Annotated in this window: 14 protein-coding genes and 1 pseudogene; 8 read left to right on the top strand and 7 right to left on the bottom strand. The window is 20.8% G+C overall.

Features of this window, described 5'->3' with window-relative positions:
* Positions 1–10: 10 nt before the first annotated feature.
* Positions 11–1,129: an EscU/YscU/HrcU family type III secretion system export apparatus switch protein gene (locus BTSPAZIEG_RS00795; RefSeq protein ID WP_075472524.1), complete on the bottom strand. Its 1,119-nt coding sequence runs from the start codon at positions 1,127–1,129 to the stop codon at positions 11–13.
* An 83-nt stretch (positions 1,130–1,212) separates the two neighbouring features.
* Between BTSPAZIEG_RS00795 and BTSPAZIEG_RS00790 the strand changes: the two genes are divergently transcribed.
* On the top strand, positions 1,213–2,886 hold the full coding sequence (locus BTSPAZIEG_RS00790) for a proline--tRNA ligase (RefSeq protein WP_075472522.1): 1,674 nt from the start codon (positions 1,213–1,215) through the stop codon (positions 2,884–2,886).
* Here BTSPAZIEG_RS00790 and dnaE read toward each other — a convergent pair.
* From dnaE to rpsB, 6 genes are all read right to left on the bottom strand, one after another.
* Positions 2,883–6,392: a DNA polymerase III subunit alpha gene (dnaE, locus tag BTSPAZIEG_RS00785; RefSeq protein WP_075472520.1), complete on the bottom strand. Its 3,510-nt coding sequence runs from the start codon at positions 6,390–6,392 to the stop codon at positions 2,883–2,885. The genes BTSPAZIEG_RS00790 and dnaE overlap by 4 nt on opposite strands.
* Before the next feature lie 134 nt (positions 6,393–6,526).
* Positions 6,527–6,967, bottom strand: coding sequence for a 3-hydroxyacyl-ACP dehydratase FabZ (gene fabZ / locus BTSPAZIEG_RS00780; protein ID WP_075472518.1), 441 nt, complete (start codon positions 6,965–6,967; stop codon positions 6,527–6,529).
* Positions 6,968–7,235: 268 nt separating this feature from the next.
* The gene (locus BTSPAZIEG_RS00775; RefSeq protein ID WP_075472516.1) at positions 7,236–9,692 is read right to left on the bottom strand and encodes a POTRA domain-containing protein; all 2,457 of its coding nucleotides are present in this window, start codon (positions 9,690–9,692) and stop codon (positions 7,236–7,238) included.
* 716 nt (positions 9,693–10,408) lie between these two features.
* The gene (gene frr, locus BTSPAZIEG_RS00770) at positions 10,409–10,966 is read right to left on the bottom strand and encodes a ribosome recycling factor (protein ID WP_075472514.1); all 558 of its coding nucleotides are present in this window, start codon (positions 10,964–10,966) and stop codon (positions 10,409–10,411) included.
* 197 nt (positions 10,967–11,163) lie between these two features.
* Positions 11,164–11,970 carry a translation elongation factor Ts gene (gene tsf / locus BTSPAZIEG_RS00765; RefSeq protein ID WP_075472512.1) on the bottom strand — a complete coding sequence of 269 codons (807 nt, stop codon included), beginning with the start codon at positions 11,968–11,970 and terminating at the stop codon, positions 11,164–11,166.
* Between the two features lie 112 nt (positions 11,971–12,082).
* Entirely contained in the window at positions 12,083–12,754 is a 672-nt protein-coding gene (rpsB, locus tag BTSPAZIEG_RS00760; protein ID WP_075472510.1) for a 30S ribosomal protein S2, read from the bottom strand.
* Positions 12,755–13,026: 272 nt separating this feature from the next.
* Here rpsB and map point away from each other — a divergent pair, with 272 nt between their 5' ends.
* The 7 genes and pseudogenes from map to ftsZ all read left to right on the top strand — a co-directional run.
* Entirely contained in the window at positions 13,027–13,818 is a 792-nt protein-coding gene (gene map, locus BTSPAZIEG_RS00755; RefSeq protein WP_075472508.1) for a type I methionyl aminopeptidase, read from the top strand.
* Between the two features lie 162 nt (positions 13,819–13,980).
* Positions 13,981–14,823: a 2,3,4,5-tetrahydropyridine-2,6-dicarboxylate N-succinyltransferase gene (dapD, locus tag BTSPAZIEG_RS00750; RefSeq protein ID WP_075472506.1), complete on the top strand. Its 843-nt coding sequence runs from the start codon at positions 13,981–13,983 to the stop codon at positions 14,821–14,823.
* A 289-nt stretch (positions 14,824–15,112) separates the two neighbouring features.
* Positions 15,113–16,831: a biosynthetic-type acetolactate synthase large subunit gene (gene ilvB / locus BTSPAZIEG_RS00745; RefSeq protein WP_075472504.1), complete on the top strand. Its 1,719-nt coding sequence runs from the start codon at positions 15,113–15,115 to the stop codon at positions 16,829–16,831.
* Between the two features lie 19 nt (positions 16,832–16,850).
* Positions 16,851–17,333 carry an acetolactate synthase small subunit gene (ilvN, locus tag BTSPAZIEG_RS00740; protein WP_075472502.1) on the top strand — a complete coding sequence of 161 codons (483 nt, stop codon included), beginning with the start codon at positions 16,851–16,853 and terminating at the stop codon, positions 17,331–17,333.
* A 67-nt stretch (positions 17,334–17,400) separates the two neighbouring features.
* Positions 17,401–18,324, top strand: coding sequence for a 16S rRNA (cytosine(1402)-N(4))-methyltransferase RsmH (gene rsmH, locus BTSPAZIEG_RS00735; protein WP_075472500.1), 924 nt, complete (start codon positions 17,401–17,403; stop codon positions 18,322–18,324).
* Positions 18,325–18,790: 466 nt separating this feature from the next.
* Positions 18,791–20,047 (top strand): cell division protein FtsA, encoded by a 1,257-nt coding sequence (gene ftsA, locus BTSPAZIEG_RS00730; protein ID WP_075472498.1) that lies wholly within the window; start codon positions 18,791–18,793, stop codon positions 20,045–20,047.
* 41 nt (positions 20,048–20,088) lie between these two features.
* Positions 20,089–21,058: pseudogene (gene ftsZ, locus BTSPAZIEG_RS00725) on the top strand (cell division protein FtsZ); the annotation flags it as partial.
* Between the last annotated feature and the right edge of the window lie 378 nt (positions 21,059–21,436).

The raw sequence follows: 21,436 nt of genomic DNA, 5'->3' as shown, positions 1-21,436 counted from the left end.
TCTCCAAAAATTAATATTTTTTAAAAATTTTAAAATTTTTAGGCAACGTCGGAAAATTTCCTCCTTTTTTCTTCCAAATTTTAAATTGCCAAACCCAAGCAAAAATTTCTGCTGTTATTTGAAAAAAATTATTAGGAATTGAATAACCATTAGAAGTATTTTCATATAAAATTTTTGCTATATGTTTAGATTCTAATAATGGTATATCATAAAAATCTGCAATTTTTTTCATATTTGATACAATGTATCCTTTTCCTCTACTGATAACTTTTGGAGCTTCCATTATCTCTATGATATACTGTAATGCAATAGCATAATTTTCTGAATCGTAAATTAAAACATCAGCTTTTTTTAAATCTTGTAATAAAGAATTTTTAGAAATATTTTTCATAGTATAACGAATATGTGATTTTATAAATGGATTTCCTTCTAATTCTTTATATTCATCTTGAATTTCTTTTTTCGTCATTTTTAAAGATTGAAAATATTGAAATTTCTGCCAAAAAAAATCTAAAATTATAAAAAAAAAATAATTCAAAAGATTTAACATGCTGCATAAAAAAAGAAAACGAATACCAAGAGAAATATTAAAATTTAATGAACTGAAAAAAAAAATATTAAAGGAAGGATAATATTTTAAAAAAAACATTATAGAAGTACTAAACATAAAAAAAACTTGCAGAAATATTGTAAAAAATTTAAATATTGTATTCCAAGATATAATTTTTTTAAAAATGTTAAAAAAATTTAAAAAATCAATATTAACATTAATTGCAAAAAATTTTATTTTTTTTTTATATATAATCCATGGAATAAAAAATAAAATTAAAAAAATACAAATAAAAAAAAAACAAAAACATATCATTATTTTATATAAATATTTTAAAAATAATGAAAAAAAAATTTTATTATTTACTTCCAAAATTTTAAATGTAAAACAAAAAATAAATAATTTTCTTAAAAAATTATAAAATATAGATTTATTACACCATAATAATATTATGCTAAAAAATAATATACAAAAAGAATTGACATTAGAAGAATTTTGTACATGTCCTAATTTTTGAGCTTGTTTTATTTTATGTGATGTAGGACTTTCTGTTTTGTCTCCTGAATTTGCAGTATTCATAAATTTTCCTTCATAATTCAATTAAAAATTATAAAATTTTTATAAAAAATATTTTATTTTATCAAAAAAAGAGAACAATTTTCATGAAAATGACTAACTATTTACTTTCTACATTACATGAAATACCTAAAAATACTGAAACAATTAGTCATCAATTAATGTTAAGAGCAGGTATGATTCGTAAATTAGCTTCAGGTCTTTACACTTGGTTACCTACAGGATATCGAATTTTACAAAAAATTGTTAAAATTATCAAAAAAGAAATGAATCTTTTGGGAGCATTAGAAATTTGTTTACCTTTAATACATCCTAAAAAATTATGGGACCAAAGTAAACGTACTGAATTATATGGTAATGAATTACTAAAATTTTCTAATCGCAGAAAAAAAAAATTTATTTTAGGACCTACGCATGAAGAAGTAATTACAAAGATTTTAAAAAATGAAATATTTTCTATTCAACAATTACCATTAATATTATTTCAAATTCAAAAAAAATTTAGAGATGAAATTAGACCTAGATTTGGAGTATTACGAACTATCGAATTTTTAATGAAAGATGCTTATTCTTTTCATACTGATTTAAAATCTTTACAAAATACATATCAAAAAATATCTGATACATATATTAAAATCTTAAAAAAGTTAAAAATAGAATTTAGAATCGTTGCTTCTACATCTAAAACTATGGGCGGATTTATATCACATGAATTTCATGCTTTCTCTAATTCTGGCGAAGATATTTTAGCTTGTTCTACTCATACAAAATATGCAGAACATCTCAAAAATGCTCCAGTAATTTACAAAAAAAAATCATCATTAAAATCTGAAAAAAAAAAACATATAACAAAAATTATTCAAACAATATATATAAAAACTAAAAAAAAATCTATTTATAAATATGCTATTTTTTTATTAAAAGTTAAACACAACTTAAATTTTAAAAAAATAGAAAAAATCTCACATTTAGAAAAACCTATCTTTTTATTAAAAAAACCACTTGATTTAACTAATGAAGTTTCAATTTTAAGAAATACAAAAAAATTAAAAATTTTGTTGATTGGAGATCTTACAATTAAAAATTGTAAATTTTATACTTTATTTTCACAAATAAAAAATTTAAAATATACTCCAATATTTTGGAATCATGATTTTAAAAATATAAATTTTTTTGATATTCGAAACGTTACTAATCAAGATTATAGTCCAGACGGAATCGGAAAAATTACATTAAAAAATAGTATTGAAATTGGACATATATTTCAATTAGGTACTAAATATTCAAAAATTTTTCAAGTTAGTTTATCAAATAAAACAAAACAAAAAAATTTTTTAAATATGGGTTGTTATGGTATTGGAATCAATCGAATTATTGCGGCTATTATAGAACAACATTATGATGAAAAAGGTATAATATGGCCAGAAATTATTGCTCCTTTTACTTTAGCAATCGCTCCAATCAATATGCATAAAAATAAAGAAATCAAAAAAATTACTTATTTATTATATCAAACTTTTTTAATACAAAAAATAGAAGTGATATTAGATAATCGAATAAAAAATATTGGATATATGTTAAAAGATTTAGAGTTAATGGGAATTCCTAATATTTTGATTATAAGTAAAAATACCATTCAAAAAAAAAAAATAGAATTTTATTCGCGTAAAAATAATAAAAAAACTTTAATTTCAATAAAAGATATTTTAAAAAATTTTAATGAAATAAAAAAAAAATTGAATCAAAATAATATTAATTAATATTTTAATTTTAAGTATTTTAAATTTTCTAATTCTAATAAATATCTAAAAATTTTATTTGACATAGATAATTTCCATACAGTGCAAAAAAGTGGATGTAAACTTGAAAAACGATGAGAATAAAAAAAATTTATTATAATGGAACCAAAATTATTTTTTTTAAATAATTCAAATAAAAAATTTAATATATCTTCATTTAATAAAATATCAAATAATATAATAATATTTATTTTTTTTATGTAAGTATTACGAACTGTTTCTAAATCTAAAATTCTTTTTGCAACAACACGATAACAATTTTTAAAAGTATCAAATTGTAAAATTCCTGATACAACAACTATGACATCTCTTTTTAAAATTTTTTCTGTCACGTTAGAAGGGATGTCAAAAAATACAACATCTAAAGTATCACAAGAATCATCTAAAACTAAAGAATAAATTTTTTTTTTTTTCGTAGACAATTTAATTTTTACAGATTCAATAAGTCCGGAAACGACAATATATTTATTTTTTCTTTTACTCAAACAATCTTTTAAACAAATTCCATTAGTATATATTAATAATTCTTTTAAAAAAATTGAAATTGGATGTCCAGTAAAATAAAAACCTAATGTTTCTTTTTCCCAAAAATAATGACATTCATTATTTAAAAAATTTTTAATTTGTTGTTTAATAGAAACACAATTTTTTTTTTTAAAAAAAATATTTTTTAAAGATTGTTGTGTTCCAAATAATGATGTTTGTTTTGAAGACAAATATACAACATATTGTTTTGCAATTTTCATCATATATGTTATATTTTTAAATAATTTAGAACGACATATTTTAAAACTATCACATGCTCCAGACATAATCAATCTTTCAAACACACGTCGTGTAAAATGTTTAGAAAAAGTTCGTATACATAAATCTAAAAAATTTTTGAACGGTTTCTGACCATTGCATCGTACCGATTCTATAATTTTTATTGATGATTTCCCTAATCCTTTAATAGCCCCTAAACCATATATAATTGTTTTATCAGAATCTACAAAAAAATTCCAATTACTACGATTAATATCAGGAGGATTAATTTTTAAATTTCTTTTTTTAATATCTTGAATTAAAATTACAATTTTATTAGTATTAGATAATTCCATATTTAATGCAGATGCAAAAAATTCTTCTGGATAATTAGATTTTAACCATAATGTTTGATACGATAAAAAAGCATAAGTAGCAGAATGTGATTTATTAAATCCATATGCTGCAAATTTTTCTAATAAATTAAAAATTTTATTTGCTAAAATTGTACAAATACCATTTTTTTTAGCGCCCATTTCGAAAAAATGTCTTTGTTCTGACATTTCTTTAGGATCTTTTTTTCCCATAGCTCTTCTTAAAATATCAGCTTGTCCTGGAGTGTATTTTGCTAATATTTGCGCAATGTTCATAACTTGTTCTTGATATAAAACAATTCCATATGTAGATTTTAAAATTGGCTTCAATGTCTTATGTTGCCATTTTTCATCTGGATAAGAAATTTTTTCATATCCTTGTTTACGATTTATAAAATTATCTACCATTCCTGCTTGTAAAGGGCCAGGTCGAAAAAGTGCAACTAAAGCAATTAAATCTTCAAAAGTATCAGGTTTTAATCTACGGATTAAATCTTGCATTCCTTTAGATTCTAATTGAAACACTGCTATAGTGTCTGATTTTCTTAAAAGTTTAAAACTTTTTTTATCAAATAAATTAATTTTATTAATGTCTATTATTTTTTTTTTATTATATTTTTTTTTTTTATTAATCATTTTAACGCAAGAATCAATAATAGTTAAAGTTTTTAAACCTAAAAAATCAAACTTTACTAAACCTACATATTCAATGTCATTTTTATCAAATTGTGTCACTTGATTTTGTCCATTTGAATCACAATATAACGGAGAAAAATCAGAAATTATAGTAGGAGAAATTACTACACCTCCTGCATGTTTTCCTACATTACGTACTATTCCTTCTAATTTTTTTGCCATATCAATTAAAATTTTTACGTTAGAATCTTCTTGATATAAAGAAATTAATTCTTTTTGTTTTGAAAAAGCTTTTTTTAATGTCATACCGGGATCTAAAGGAACTAATTTAGAAATTCTATTAATAAAACCATATGGATATCCTAAAACACGACCAACATCTCGAATAACAGCTTTTGCAGCCATAGTACCAAACGTAATAATTTGAGCTACAGAATTTCGACCATATTTTTCAGTTACATGTTCAATTACCAAATCTCTTTTTTCCATACAAAAATCAATATCAAAATCAGGTAATGAAACTCGATCTGGATTTAAAAATCTTTCAAATAATAAACCAAATTTTATGGGATCTAATTCAGTAATTTTTAATACAAAAGCAACTAAAGAACCCGATCCAGATCCTCTCCCTGGGCCTACAGGAATATCGTTATTTTTTGCCCACATAATAAATTCCATAACAATTAAAAAATAACTAATAAATCCCATTTTTTTAATAATAGACACTTCATAACATAATCGAGAATCATATTTTTTACGTAATTTAGAACGTATTAATTTATTTGGAAAAATTTCAACCAATCTTTCTTCTAAACCTTCTGAAATTTTTTGTTTAAAAAAATCATATATTTTAATAGATTTAGTATCAAAATTAGGTAAAAAATACTGTCCTGTAGGAATAATCACATTACAACGTTTAGCAATTTCTACACTATTTTTTAATGCGTCAGGAAAATCAGAAAATAAATCACACATTTCCTGTTCGCTTTTTAAAAATTGTTCTTGTGTATAAGAATACAAAAATTTAGAATCTGTGATTGTTTTACGTTGGTGAATAGCAATACGTATTTTATGAACTTTAAAATCTTTTTTTTTTAAAAAAGATACCGGATGTGTAACAATTAAAGGTAAATTAAACTTTTTAGAAACATATTTTATTTTATGTAAATATTCTTCTTCACGAATATCATTAATTCTATATATTTCTAAAAAATATGAATTTTTAAAATATTTTTTAAAATAATAAAAATTTTTTTGTATTAAGTGAAAATCATTGCATAAAATACATTTTCCAATATCTCCTTCTAAACCTCCCGATAATACAATTAATCCTTCACGATATTTTATCAAATCTTTTAAAGTAATTGAAGGACCAATATCTTCCGGATAACCTTTTTGATATGATGTTGATAATAAAAAAATAATATTTTTATATCCTGTTTGATTCATTGCTAATAATGTAATTCTAAAAAAATAATTTTGTATAATATCAGACAATATTGTAATATCAATTCCGATAATTGGTTTAATTCCTAAAGAACGAGAAACATTATAAAATTTTATAACACCATATAAATTATTAATATCTGTTAATCCTAGTGCAACCATATCTAAAAAAACAGCTTGTTTTACTAAAGATGAAGGTTTAGCTAGACCATCTATCATTGAATAATCACTATGCGTACGTAAATGTACAAAATTAACTTTTTTCATTATATTTCCAAAAATTTATTATTAAAAAAAAATATATTAAAAAGTTTCTAAAAAATAAAAATACCATATAATATTATTATAATTATAGTATATTTTTTTAAAAAATATTTTTAAAAAATAATTTTCTATATTAATTAATTTAAATTTTTTTTAATTAATGTTAATGTTGCTGAACAAATTAAAACATCTTGTATTAATACAGTACCAAAAAATTTATATGCTGGAAATATGTAATTTTTTAAAATTATTTTAATAATTAATTGATCTCCTGGTAAAACTAATTTTTTAAATTTAGAATTTTGAATATTACTTAAATAATATAATTCATTTTTTAACAATTTTTGATTATTTAATGCACAAAATAAACCACAAGATTGTGCAATAGATTCAAGTATTAAAACACCGGGATACACTAATTTTTTTGGAAAATGACCTAAAAAAAAATCATTTGAAGATATATTTTTTAATGTAGTAATAGAGATATTCGGAACATTTTCTAAAATTTTATCAATTAATAAAAATGGAAAACGATGCGGTAAACATTTTAAAATTTTATCAAATTTATTTATATCCATAATTTAATCTCTACTATATTTTTTTTAAAAAACTTCACGAATATTTTCTGTAAAATATTTTATTTTAACAAAATACATATTTTTATTTTTTTTAAAATTTTTTTTTAAAAAAATAATTTTTATTTTAAACATTTTATAAAATAATTTTTTTTATACAAAATATTATTAAAAATTTCTTTTATATATTATAAAAATATTCGTGAATTTTACAATGATACTTAATTTATGACTTTAAAAAATTATATCAAAATTTAAATTTTTTATTTTTTCAAGATTTATTAATCATAAATTTAAATAAAGATTTTGAAAAAATAAATTTTATAGGACCGAAAGGAGAAAACCATCTAATTAAAAACCCAGATGAAACATGCAAATTATGTGGTTGAGTTTTGTATAAAAAACCATGATTAATTTTTAAAATAGGATGTTCTGATTGGAAATATAAATTTCCAAATATATCTGCAAAAACTGATATTTGAAAATTTCTAAATAAAGGTATTGGAGTTGTTAAATGTGGAAACAAAAATTCAGTTCTAATATGTGTATTCAGATTTACATTTGCAAATGACTCAACTTTTTCTGATTGATTCTTTAAAACAATCTGTTTTTTAAATTTTTGTATTCCTGAAGAGACGATAGGGATAGAATTATTCTTCATAATATTATTATGAATATTTTCATCTAATTGAAAGAAATTTTTTTTTTCTGAAATTTTTTCTAAAATTTCTGATTTATTATTTTTTTCTGATATAGTTTCAAACAAAGGTACAGACTGACATGAAAATTTTAAAAAATGTATATTGGTACTCAATTGAGCAAAACCATGAAATATAATATTATTTTGAAGAGTTAATGGAATATATTTTTCTATACTAGTAGTAAAATTATATGTTTGATTAGTTGAATAAGGTAAATTAGTACAATTTGAAATTTTAAATAAATATCCAGTTTCTGGATATCGTATAGGAAATAAAGTAGTATACTTAAATTCTGATCGAATATAAAAATTTTTTGTATATTGATATTTTTCGAAATAATCTTTTAAAAGATTTATTCCCGAAAATCCTAAAGATTGTACTAACGGGATTTTAAGTTTCAAACTACTATTTTTAGTCTGCACATACCCTAAAGCTATCGTGTGCTTTTTATGGTTTAAAAGTTTAGACTGCACACTAACTTCACTACCGATTCTTTTTTGAACAATATTTGAAGAAAATAAATATTTTTTTTTAACAATATGCAGAAAAGTATAACTTTTTAACATATAAAAATTTAAAAATTTATAAGGAGAAGATAAAGAAATATCTCCTCGTGTTGAAACACGATTTTTAAAAATACGTCCTGTTAATTGATATCCTGTATCATATAAATTTTTTTTCCAACCAAATAAATTTAAAGTTAATCCATCTTTAAAATTATAATTTGCAGATATATTAACATTTTGACGATATTCCGGTTTTAAAATAAAACAAATGTTTTTTTGTTGAGGAAAATTTCCAAGAGATATAGATTTTGCAAATACGTTTTCAAACAAACCAGTATCTAACAACAAATCGCAACATTTTCTTAAGGAAGAAGAATTATAATATTTATTTAAATTTTTTTTTAATAAATCATATAAAAAAACATCTTGTGATATTTTAGAACCTTGTAAAAAAATTTGATTAATAAAGGTTTGCTTTCCTTTTAAAAATCGAAAAATAAAATTTATCTTCTTTTTTTTAAAATTTTTTAGCATTTTAATTTTTGAAACAACATCTACATAACCATATTTTAAAAAAACATTGTTTAAATATTTATTTAATAATTTTATATTTTTAAATTTATATATTGGAAAAAAATTTTTTTTAAATTGATTTAAAATATTTTGTAATTTTTTTAAAAGAACTAAATTTTTTTCTCCTAAAATTTTTATATATCCAAATTTATATCTAGAACCTTCATGTATTTCAATTTTAGTATCAATTAATGAAAAATTTTTTGTTTTTGGAAAAAAAAATGATGAAATACGACAATCTAAAAAACCATGTTTAAAATATAATTCAGATAATTCTTCAATACGTTTTTTAAATTGATCGGGAGCATAAATAGATTTTGAAAAAAAATTAAATAATCTGAAAGGTTTTTTTTTTAATAAAATTTCTTTAATTTTTTTAGAAGAAAAATATTTATTACCAGAAACACCTAATTTCGAAATACGTGAAATATCTCCTTCTCGAACAACTACATTTATTTGAACATCAGTATGCGAAATTGGTATTCCTATAATTTCGACGCAACAATTTAAAAAACCTTGTTGATAATAAACTTGTTTAATATGCTCAATAAATTTTTTAATTTGTTTCTGTGAAAAAATTTTATTTTCTATAATGTTAAATTTTTTCATTAAATCAAAAAAAATTTTATTTGAAAAAATATTATTTCCTATAATTTTAATATTTCTTATTTGTTTAAAATTTACATTTAAAGTCTTTAATAAAGAATTTGATTTAGAAGAAAAAAGAGATAATTGTATTTTTTTTAATAAAACATTTTTTATAGTTTGAAAAAATTGATTTTCTAACGATTGAGAAGATTCATCACATGTTCCTGGTTCTTCTGATACAAATAGATGAAAATTTTTTGAATAATTTAAAAAATTATAATTTGTATTATACTGAAAGTGAGAAGCTTCAGATAATGAAAAAAATAATAAGCATATTAAACTAAATTTTTTAAATGACATGTTTATAATATCTGTCCTTATAATACGTATTAATATAAATAAAATAAAATTAATAATAAGATAAAACAATTTTTTTTTTAAAAAAAATATTTCATTGTTTAATATCTTTATAAAAAATTTTTTATTTAAAAATTTTAAAAAATAAATTTTATAATTTTTAAAAATTTTTATATATTTTTTAATATATAAATTATATTTAAATTTTATTAAAAAAAATAATAATATAATTAATATTTATATTTTACTTAAAAAATAAAAAAAATTTTTTGAATAAATTAAAAATAATTTATTGTGTAAAATATAAATATTTAATTATTATTTTTAAAAAGATACAATATATAAAAATATTTATGTTTTTTATATGTTTAGTATAAAATCTTTATAATAAAAAAATATATAAAATAAAATTTAAAAATTTTAAATAATTGATTCAATGATAAATTTTATAATTATATACTATTTTTTTTCATAAAAATTTTATATGAAAAATATTATATAATACATATTTAAACATTATTAAAATATAAAAAAATTTTATTTTACAAAAATTAATAATTAATTATATATTAATTTATTTACTGAAAAGTTTCATAATTAAATTTTTTAAAAAATTATAAATATTCATCATTGTGTTAAATTCCTTATGTTATAAATAAAATTACTAATTAAAAATAATAAAATCATATAAATATATTATTTCTATAAATAATATACAATTAAATATTAAGTAGTTCTTTTTCTTTTATAGATACAATTGAATCAATTTTTTTAATAAAAAAATTTGTTTCTTCTTGAATATATGTATTAAAAGAATATTGGCAATCTTTTGTAATATATTTTTTTTTTAACAATTTTTTTATTTTTTCTTTACCATCACGTCTTAAATTACGTATTGAAATTTTAATATTTTCTGCATCATTTTTTATAATTTTTATTAATTCTAATCTTCTTTCTTCAGTTAAACTAGGAACATAAACACGTATATTCGCGCCTTCAGAAATCGGATTTAATCCTAAATTAGCATTTAAAATTTCTTTTTCAATTAATGTAGTAATCGAAATATCAAATACAGTAATTTTTAAAGTACGTGAATCTTCTACAATAATATTAGAAAGATTTTTTAACGGTGTTAAAGTACCAAAATAATTTATTAAAATATTTTCTATTAATACTGGAGAAGCATTATTAGTTCTTACTTTTTTTAAATCAATTGAAAAAACATTAACGCATTTATTCATACGTATATGTAAATCCTCTTTTATACTCTTAAGCATAACTTATTTTCCTAATTATCGAAATATAATTCTTTAAAAAAATAAAAAAAATATTTATATATATAATATACAAAAACATACATTTACAATTAAATCAATAATCTCAATTAAGATATAAAAAACTAATCATTTTATATATAAATTTTAAAAATTTTATTATATTTTTAACAATTATCTTTTATATAAAAAAATTATTTTTATTCATCTTTTAAAGAAAAAAAAATAAATTTTTTTATGATAAAATTTTTGTCGTATAAAAATTTTTTTACAGTATTATTTGAGTCAAAAATAAAATTTTGCTCTAACAAAGTATAATTATTTTGAAATTTTTTAATACGACCTTGTACAATTTTTTCTAAAACAAAAGAACTTTTTCCAGTTTTTTTCGCTAATTTCATTTGTATATCATATTCTTTTTTTAAAATTTCTTTTGGAATAGTTTCTTGTGATAAATATAAAGGATTTGAAGCTGCAATATGCATAGCTATTTTTTTACCTAATTCTAAATTAGTAACATTAAATTCAGCATTCCATTTTAATAATACACCAATTCGTCCAGCATGTAGATAAGCGCTAATATATTGTCCTTGCAAATGTTCAATTTTATTTAATACAATATTTTCTTTTATTTGATTAATTAAAAAAATTATTTTTTTATTAAAAATTTTTCTTAACTCTTTTATTTCAAAAATTTTATTTTTTACTGCATATTGAGCAATTTTATTACCTAAATCAGAAAACAAAGAATTTTTTATTACAAAATCTGTTTCTGCATTTAATTGTACTAAAACAGATGTTATATGATCACAATATAAAAAAATTTTTCCTATTTTAGATTTATTCATACTATGTCTTATAGCAGTACAAATACCTGTAGTTCTTAAATAATCTAAAGCTTTTTCAACATTACCATTAGATTTTATTAATGATTTTTTACATTCTATTAAACTTGAACCAGTTTTTTTTCTTAATTTTAAAATTAAATTAATATCTATTTTTTTCATTTTTAAATACTCCAATAATTAATAAAATTTTTAAAAAATATATTTTTTATATTTTTTAAAAAAAAATTTTATTAATTTTTTTATAAAAATATTCTAAAATTTTTTAATTTTATTAAATCTTTAAAAAATTTGAAATAATTTTTAAATACAAATTAATTGCACGAATTGCATCATCATTCCCCGGAATAATAAAATCTACTCCATCAGGATTAGAATTCGTATCTACTATAGAAAAAACAGGAATACCTAAATTATTAGCTTCTTTTATAGCTATATGTTCATGAGATGCATCAATTACAAACATAGCATCTGGCAAACCACCCATGTTTTTAATACCTCCTAAACTTTTTTCTAAATTTTTCATTAAACGAATTTTTAACAACACTTCTTTTTTAGTTAATTTTTCAAAAGTTCCATCTTTAGATTGCATTTCTAAATCTTTTAATCGTTTAATAGATTGTCGAACCGTTTTCCAATTTGTTAACATTCCTCCCAACCAACGATGATTAACATAATATTGTTTACAAGAAATAGAAGCAATTTTAATTGCCTTATTCGCAGCTTTTTTAGTACCTACAAACAATATTTTACCTTTACGAGAAACAATTTTTTTTAATTCTTGTATCGCATTATAAAATAAAGGAACTGTTTTTTCTAAATTAATAATATGAACTTTATTACGCACTCCAAAAATAAATGGTTTCATTTTAGGATTCCAATAACGAGTTTGATGCCCAAAATGAACTCCAGCTTTGATCAAATGTTTCATAGAAATATTTATCATAATAATTCTTCCTTTAAAAAAATATATAATATTTAAAAAAAATTTATTAAGATTAATATATAATAAATTTTTTTTAAAAAAAAATATATAATGTATAAAAATATCAAAAACAAATTTATATTATAATAAAAAAATATTAAATTAAAAATATTTTATTAAATATTGTTTTAAAAAATACATGTTAATATATTCTAAATAAATAATATACGAATCTTTCAAAATTTTTTAAAATATTCTTATTCACTTTAAAAATTTTCTGACCTTAAAGACTAATTAAAATGTTAATTAAAAATAAAAAAGAAATTGAAAAAATGAAAATTTCTGGAAAAATTACTTCTGATACACTACAAATGATTTCTAAATATATCTCTCCAGACATTAGTACTTATGATATTGATCAAATTTGTTTACAGTATATTACTAAAAAAAAACATGCTATACCTGCATGTTTAGGATATCAAGGTTTTCCAAATTCTGTTTGTATATCAATTAATGATGTTATTTGTCATGGAATACCAAACAAAAAAATTTTTTTAAAAAATGGAGATATTGTTAATATTGATATTGCAGTAATAAAAAATGGTTATTATAGTGACGCATCACGAATGTATTTTGTAGGTAATGTTTCAAAAGAAAATCAATTATTATGTAATGTTACTCAACAAAGTTTGTACAAAGCTATATCTATTGTTAAACCTGGAATCTTATTAAAAAATATTGGAAAAACGATACAAAAATATGTAAAATTATATAATTTTTCAATTGTTAAAGAATATTGTGGACATGGTATCGGAAAAAATTTTCATGAATTGCCTCAAGTTTTACATTATAAAAATATAGAAAATAATTTTTTTTTACAAGAAGGTATGACATTTACAATCGAGCCAATGATTAATGCAGGTACTCATAATACCAAACTAATGAAAGATGGATGGACAGTAAAAACTCAAGATGGAAAAAATTCTGCACAATATGAACATACTCTTGCGGTAACAAAAAATGGTTGTGAAATTTTAACATGGCAAAAAGATGAAAAAATATCACCTATTATTATCCATTCTTAATTTTTTTTTATTAAAAAATAAAAATATCATTTTTTAAAAAATTTTAAACATAAAAATACATATTTTTTTATTAAAAAACAATTTAAAAATAAAATATTAAAAAAATTTCACAAAAAAATAAATTAAATTATTTTTATAATTTTATAAGGATTATTACTTCAAATGATTGAATTTCAAAAAAAAATTGAAAAAATTTTTAAAAAAAAAAACTTAAATAAAAATTATCAAATTTCAGAAAAAAATACAAAAATCATAAATAAAATAATTCAATATTTAAATTCCGGAAAAATCCGTGTAGCAGAAAAAATACAAAAATCTTGGCAGACTAATCAATGGATTAAAAAAGCAGTATTATTATATTTATCTAACAAAAAAAATCATTTAATAAAAACAATGCATGATACATATTATGATAAAATTCCTTTAAAATATACATATTATGATAAAATACAATTTTCTCAAGATTCTGTACGAATTGTTCCTAATGCTACAATAAGATTTGGAGCCTTCATTGAGAAAAATGTTATCATTATGCCAAGTTTTATTAATATTGGAGCATATATTGGAAAAAATTCTATGATTGACACTTGGGCAACAGTAGGATCTTGCGCTCAAATTGGAAAAAATGTCCACTTGTCTGGAGGAGTTGGAATAGGAGGAGTACTAGAACCTGTTCAAAATAATCCTACAATTATTGAAGATAATTGTTTTATTGGAGCTCGTTCAGAAATTGTTGAAGGAGTCATTGTAGGTAAAGGTTCAGTTATTTCAATGGGAGTTTATATCGGTCAAAGTACAAAAATTTATGATCGTTCTACTGATAAAATATCATATGGAAAAATTCCTAAATATTCTGTTGTTGTTCCAGGAACTATTGCCTCTAAAAATAAAAATATTCAATTATATTGCGCTGTTATTGTTAAAAAAGTAGATAATAAAACTTTAAAAAAAACAGAATTAAATTCTTTATTACGTGATAAACAAATACTATATAATATTTCTTAACATTTTTATTAAAATATTACCAATTTTTTATTTATCCGCTTTTTTAAGCGGATGTATTTTTTCAAAATATTATATATTTTATTAAAAAATAAATAAGTTTATTAATTTGAAAAAAAATAAAATTTTTTTCTGTTGTTAAAAAAATTTTATAAAAATTTTCAATATGCGATATACATATTTTTTTTATAAATAACAAAATAATATGTTTTTTATACATAAAAATTATTATAATTTTTATTTATAGTACTAAAATATTAATACATTTTTAATTTAATTTAGGATATTTCTGATGATCTTATTATCTGGCGCAGAAATGGTTATTCAATCTTTAATAGATTTAAAAATTAAAAAAATTTTTGGATATCCAGGCGGAGCAATATTAGATATTTATGACGCATTTAAAACATTAAATTGTAAACATTTACAACATATTTTAGTCAGACATGAACAATCTGCAGTACATATGGCAGATGGTTATTCTCGTTCTACAGGAAAAATTGGAGTAGCATTAGTGACATCAGGACCTGGCGCCACAAATGCTATTACTGGTATTGCTACTGCATATATGGACTCTATTCCATTATTAATTATTTCTGGACAAGTTGCATCAAATTTAATTGGAACTGATGCGTTTCAAGAATGTGATATGATTGGAATTTCGAGACCAATTGTAAAACATAGTTTTTTAATTAAAAAAACCATTGAAATACCAAATATTATTAAAAAATCTTTTTTTTTAGCTACTTCTGGAAGACCGGGACCAATTGTTATAGATATTCCAAAAGACTTTTTAAATCAAAAAATTAAAAAAAAATACATTTTTTCTTCAAAAATTTTTATTAACAAATATTTTAAAAAAAAAAAAATTTCAACCCATAAAATAAAAAAAATTTTTAAATATTTAAAACATTCTAGAAAACCAGTGATTTATGCAGGAGGAGGTATTATACATTCTGAGAGTTATCAAGAATTATATCAATTAATAATTCTTTTAAACTTTCCGATTACTTTATCACTGATGGCATTAGGAGCTTTTCCAAGCAACCATCCTTTAAATTTATCAATGTTAGGAATGCATGGTACATATGAAGCAAATATGGCAATGCATCATTCTGACTTAATTTTAGCTATTGGTACAAGATTTGATGATCGTACTACTAATAATATCGAGAAATATTGCCCAAAAGCTACTATTATCCATATTGATATTGATCCAACTTCAATTTCTAAAACAATTCAAGCTGATCTTTCTATAATTGGAGATGCAAAAAAAATTTTAAAAAAAATGTTAAAATTTATAAAACATAAAAAAATAAAATTTTCTAAAAAAAAAATAGATAAATGGTGGACTAAAATACAACATTGGAAAAAACAAAAAAAAATAAAATTTTATCAATCAGAAAAATACATTAAACCTCAAAAAATTTTAAAAGAATTATCTATTTTAACGCATGGTAAAGCGTATATTACTTCTGATGTCGGACAGCATCAAATGTTTACAGCTTTATATTATCAATTTCAAAAACCTAGACACTGGATTAATTCTGGAGGATTAGGAACGATGGGATTTGGACTGCCAGCAGCTTTAGGTGTAAAATTAGCATTTCCAAAAAATTTAGTAATTTGTATTACTGGTGATGGTAGTATTCAAATGAATATTCAAGAACTTTCTACAGCTAAACAATATAATTTAGCCATATTGATTATTAATTTGAATAATCAAGCTTTAGGTATGGTTAAACAATGGCAAGATTTAATTTATTCAGGCCGTCATTCTCATTCATATATGAAATCTCTACCAAATTTTGCAAAACTTTCTCAATCTTATGGACACGTAGGAATAATTTTAAAAAATAATCATGATATCCAAAAAATATTAAAAAAATCTTTAGATATTGTAAAAAAAGGTTCTTTAGTTTTTTTAGATGTTCATATTGATCCATCCGAACATATATATCCGATGCAAATTAAAAATGGTGGTATGAATGATATGCTGTTTAATAAATAAGGAATAATAAATAAATATTATGCAATATATTTTATTAATTTTATTAGAAAACGAAGTAGGAGCATTGTCTCGTGTTGTTGGACTTTTTTCGCAAAGAAATTATAACATTGATCAATTAACCGTTGTACCTACACAAAATAAATTAATCTCTAACATTAATATTCATACGTCTGGAGATTTAAATATTATTAAGCAAATTATTAAACAATTAGAAAAATTAATAAATGTTATACAAGTAAAAATTATAAAAGAAAGTAATTATATACAACAAAAACTATATTTAATAAAAATTTTTATAGAAAATAATCAAAAATTTCTTATTTTAAAAAAAATTTTATACGAAGAAAAAGGAGAAATTCTTTATAAAAAAAAATTATTATATGTTATTAAAATACATGGAACTCCTAAAACTTTAAATATTCTATTAAAAAAAATAAAAAAAAAGTTTAAAATTTTAAAATTAGAAAGTTCAGGTACAATTAATATAATACGCTCACATTAATAAAATAGAATTTTTCAAGATATATAAAAAAAATTTTTACATTTTTTTAAAAAAATAAATAAAAAATATGCAACATATACCAGTATTATTAAATGAAGTTATAAAATCATTAAATATTGAAAAAAATGGAATTTATATTGATGGTACTTTTGGAAATGGAGGACATACAAAAGAAATATTAAAATATTTAAGTTCTAACGGACGCGTTCTAGGATTTGACAGGGACCCTTTAGCTTTTAAATCTGGGAAAAAAATTAATGATTCACGTTTATTATTATTTAATGATGTTTTTTCTAATATTTTAAAATATACTACGCAATTAAATTTAAATAAAAAAATTAATGGTATGATTTTAGATTTAGGTCTTTCTTCATTTCAAATAAAAAATTCTAAAAGAGGTTTTTCTTTTCAAAAAAATGGACCTTTAGATATGCGGATGAATCCACTCTTAGGATTTTCTTTATCTCAAAAATTAAATTTCTTAAAAGAAGAAAAATTATCTAAAATATTAAAAAACTTTGGAAATGAAAAATATGCAAAAAAAATTGCATTTTTAATAAAAAAATATCAAAAAAAAAAACCTATTTTAACTACTTTTGAATTAGTTAAAATTATTAAACAAGCAGTTCCATTAAAATATCCATTTAAAAATCCAGCTACCCGTACTTTTTTAGCGTTAAGAATTTATATTAATCAGGAACTTAAAGAACTAAAAAAAATTTTAAATATTTCATTAAAAATTTTGAAACCTGGAGCTATTTTAGCTATTATAAGTTTTAATTCTTCAGAAGATCGTATTATAAAAAATTTTTTTAAAAAAAATAGCTCTATAATAAAAGTTCCCATGGGATTACCTATTACAGAAACAGAACTAAAAAAAAGATCTAAAAAAAAAATTGAAAATTTTAAAAAAATTAAACCTACAAAAAAAGAAATTAATACAAATAAAAAATCTAGAAGTGCAATTTTACGTTTTGCAAAAATATTATAATATTAAAAATAATAAATTATTTTAAAAAAATAAAAAAATTATTTTTTTTAAAAAAATTTAAATTACAAAAGAACATTTTTTTAAGATATATGAATGTTTTTCTATATTTTTTAGATAATATGATAAAATCAATATATTAAAAATTTTTTTTAAAAATCTTAATTCATTTAAAATATGAAATATTTAAAAATAATTACAAAAATATTATTAAAATATAACAATCTTTAAAATAAAAAATATAAAATAAAATTTTTATACAAAAATTAAATTTTCATAAAATAAATTTTTTTTTAAAAAAATATATTATAATATAATTTTTATTTTTCACAAAAACAATTTTAAAAAGAATATATTAAATTTTAAATTTATATTATATTCTATATATAATATTAAATATTTTATAAATTTAATAAAAAAATGAATAAAAAATATTATATATTTTATACTCTATTGAAGACTAAAGAACATGATTAGTACCATAAAAAAAAATTTAATAACTGGATTAGAAATTGGAGCAACTAAAATTTCTATTTTAATTGGTGAAATTTTAGAAAAAAATCACATAACTATTATTGGATTTGGAACTGCTTCTACTCGTGGTATTTGTAAAGGAATTATCAATAATTTAGAAGAATTAGTTCAATGTATCAAAAAAGCTATTTATAAAGCTGAAACGATGGCAAATTGTAAAATAAAACACATTTATTTAGCAATTTCAAACGCTGAAATAAATTGTCAAAATGAAATTGGAATAGTTCCTATTTTATCTGAAGAAATTACTAAAAAAGATGTACAAAATGTTATTAAAACAGCAAAATCAGTTCGTATACAAAATAATCATCATATTTTACATGTTATTCCTCAAGATTATGAAATTGATCATCAAAAAGGCATACAAAATCCAATTGGATTATCCGGAATGCGTATGAAAGCAAATGTACATTTAATTACCGGTGATAATCATATTAAAAAAAATATTATTAAAGCTATTGAAAAATGTAATCTACAGGTTAAAAAAGTTATTTTTTCTGGATTAGCATCTAGTGAAGCAATTTTAACTCAAGAAGAAAAAAATTCTGGAGTATGTCTAGTAGATATTGGGGGAGACATTATGGACATAAATATTTATAAAAATGGTACTTTAAGACATAGTGCAGTGATACCATATGCAGGAAATTTAGTTACACATGATATTGCATATGCATTTTCTATTTCTTTTACTGAAGCCGAAAAAATAAAAATTAAATATGGAAGTTTAATATCTTCTTTACTAGATTCTTCTGAAACTTTTGAAATTCCTAGACCTCACGAAAAAAAAGTTCAAAATTTTCATAAAAATTCTTTAGTTGAAATTATAGAACCTAGATATTTAGAATTATTAAATTTAATTAATACAGAAATTCAAAAAGTTACTACTGTAAAAAATAATTCTATAAAAAATTTTCAATTAAATTCAGGAATTATATTTACTGGTGGAGCTTCAAAAATTAAAAATTTAAATATGTTTTCTGAAAAATTTTTAAATAATAAAGTACAAATTAGAAAATCTCAAAACATTTCTGAAATTCCTCAAGAAATTTTTTCACCAGAATATTCTACTACTATTGGATTATTAATTTGTGGAAAAAACGATCAAAAATTCAATTTACGTGAATTAAAAAAACCAGGATTATTTATGAAATGGTTTAATAAAATTAATAATTGGTTTAAAAAAGAATTTTAAAAAAAATTTTATATAAATGACTATATTATAAGGAAAAAAAAATGTTTGAACCTGTAGAATTCAATAACGATCCAATTATCAAAGTAATTGGAATTGGAGGCGGTGGAAGTAATGCTGTAGAGCACATGGTACGTGAAAAAATTGAAGGAGTAGAATTTTTCGCTGTTAATACGGACGCGCAAGCTTTAAGAACTATTGCAGTAGGACAAACAATTCAAATTGGAAATAACATTACTAAAGGATTAGGAGCTGGTGCAAATCCTGAAATTGGTCGAACTTCTGCAGAAGAAGATAAAGAAACTTTAAAAAAATCTTTAGAAGGCGCAGATATGATTTTTATAGCCGCAGGCATGGGAGGTGGTACCGGAACCGGAGCAGCGCCCGTAGTAGCAGAAGTCGCAAAAGAATTAGGTATTTTAACTGTTGCAGTAGTTACTAAACCTTTTAGTTTTGAAGGTAAAAAAAGAATGTTATTTGCAGATCATGGTTTAAAAGAACTGTCAAAATATGTTGATTCTTTAATTATTATTCCTAATGATAAATTATTAAAAGTTTTAGATCAAGGAATTTCTTTATTAGATGCGTTTGGAGCAGCAAATAATATTTTAAAAGGAGCAGTTCAAAGTATAGCCGAATTAATCACACGTCCTGGTTTAATGAACGTTGATTTTGCAGACGTACGTACTGTTATGTCTGAAATGGGATATTCTATGATGGGCACAGGAACAGCTTCTGGAGAAAATAGAGCTGAAGAAGCTTCCGAAATCGCAATATCAAGTCCATTATTAGAAGATATAGACTTATCTGGTGCACGTGGAATCTTAGTAAATATTACAGCAGGATTCGATTTAAAATTAGATGAATTTGAAACAGTTGGAAATACAATACGTTCTTTTTCATCAGACCATTCCACTGTAGTTATAGGAACTTCTTTAGATCCTAAGATGGAAAATTCTCTACGTGTTACTGTTGTAGCAACTGGTATAGGTATGGATACCGATTCTGAAATTAATGGGATTCCAATTTCAAATCCCCATCAAAATTTAACAAAACCAGAATATAAAAATACAAAAAATACAAACGATCCATCTTCTACCACACAACGTACAGATTATAAACAATCTAATTCATCAACATATACAAAACAACGTGAAAAATCTTTTTTAAATATTCCAGCTTTTTTAAGAAAAAAAAAATAATTTATTGTCAAATTCTATTTATAAAAGGGTTATCTAATTTAATATTTTTTTTAAATAAAAACTTTAATGAAGTTAACCCTTATTTTAAAAAATATATATCTTATAAAAAAATTTTTATTTTTTTATATTTATATTTTATATTCTTAGAAATCAAATAGTATTCATACATTATATTTAATTAACTAAAAAT

This window comes from Buchnera aphidicola (Tuberolachnus salignus), assembly GCF_900016785.1.
GTDB lineage: Bacteria > Pseudomonadota > Gammaproteobacteria > Enterobacterales > Enterobacteriaceae > Buchnera_F > Buchnera_F aphidicola_M.
Note: the sequence above shows the minus strand (reverse complement) of the source record. Positions and strands in the feature narration are given on the sequence as shown.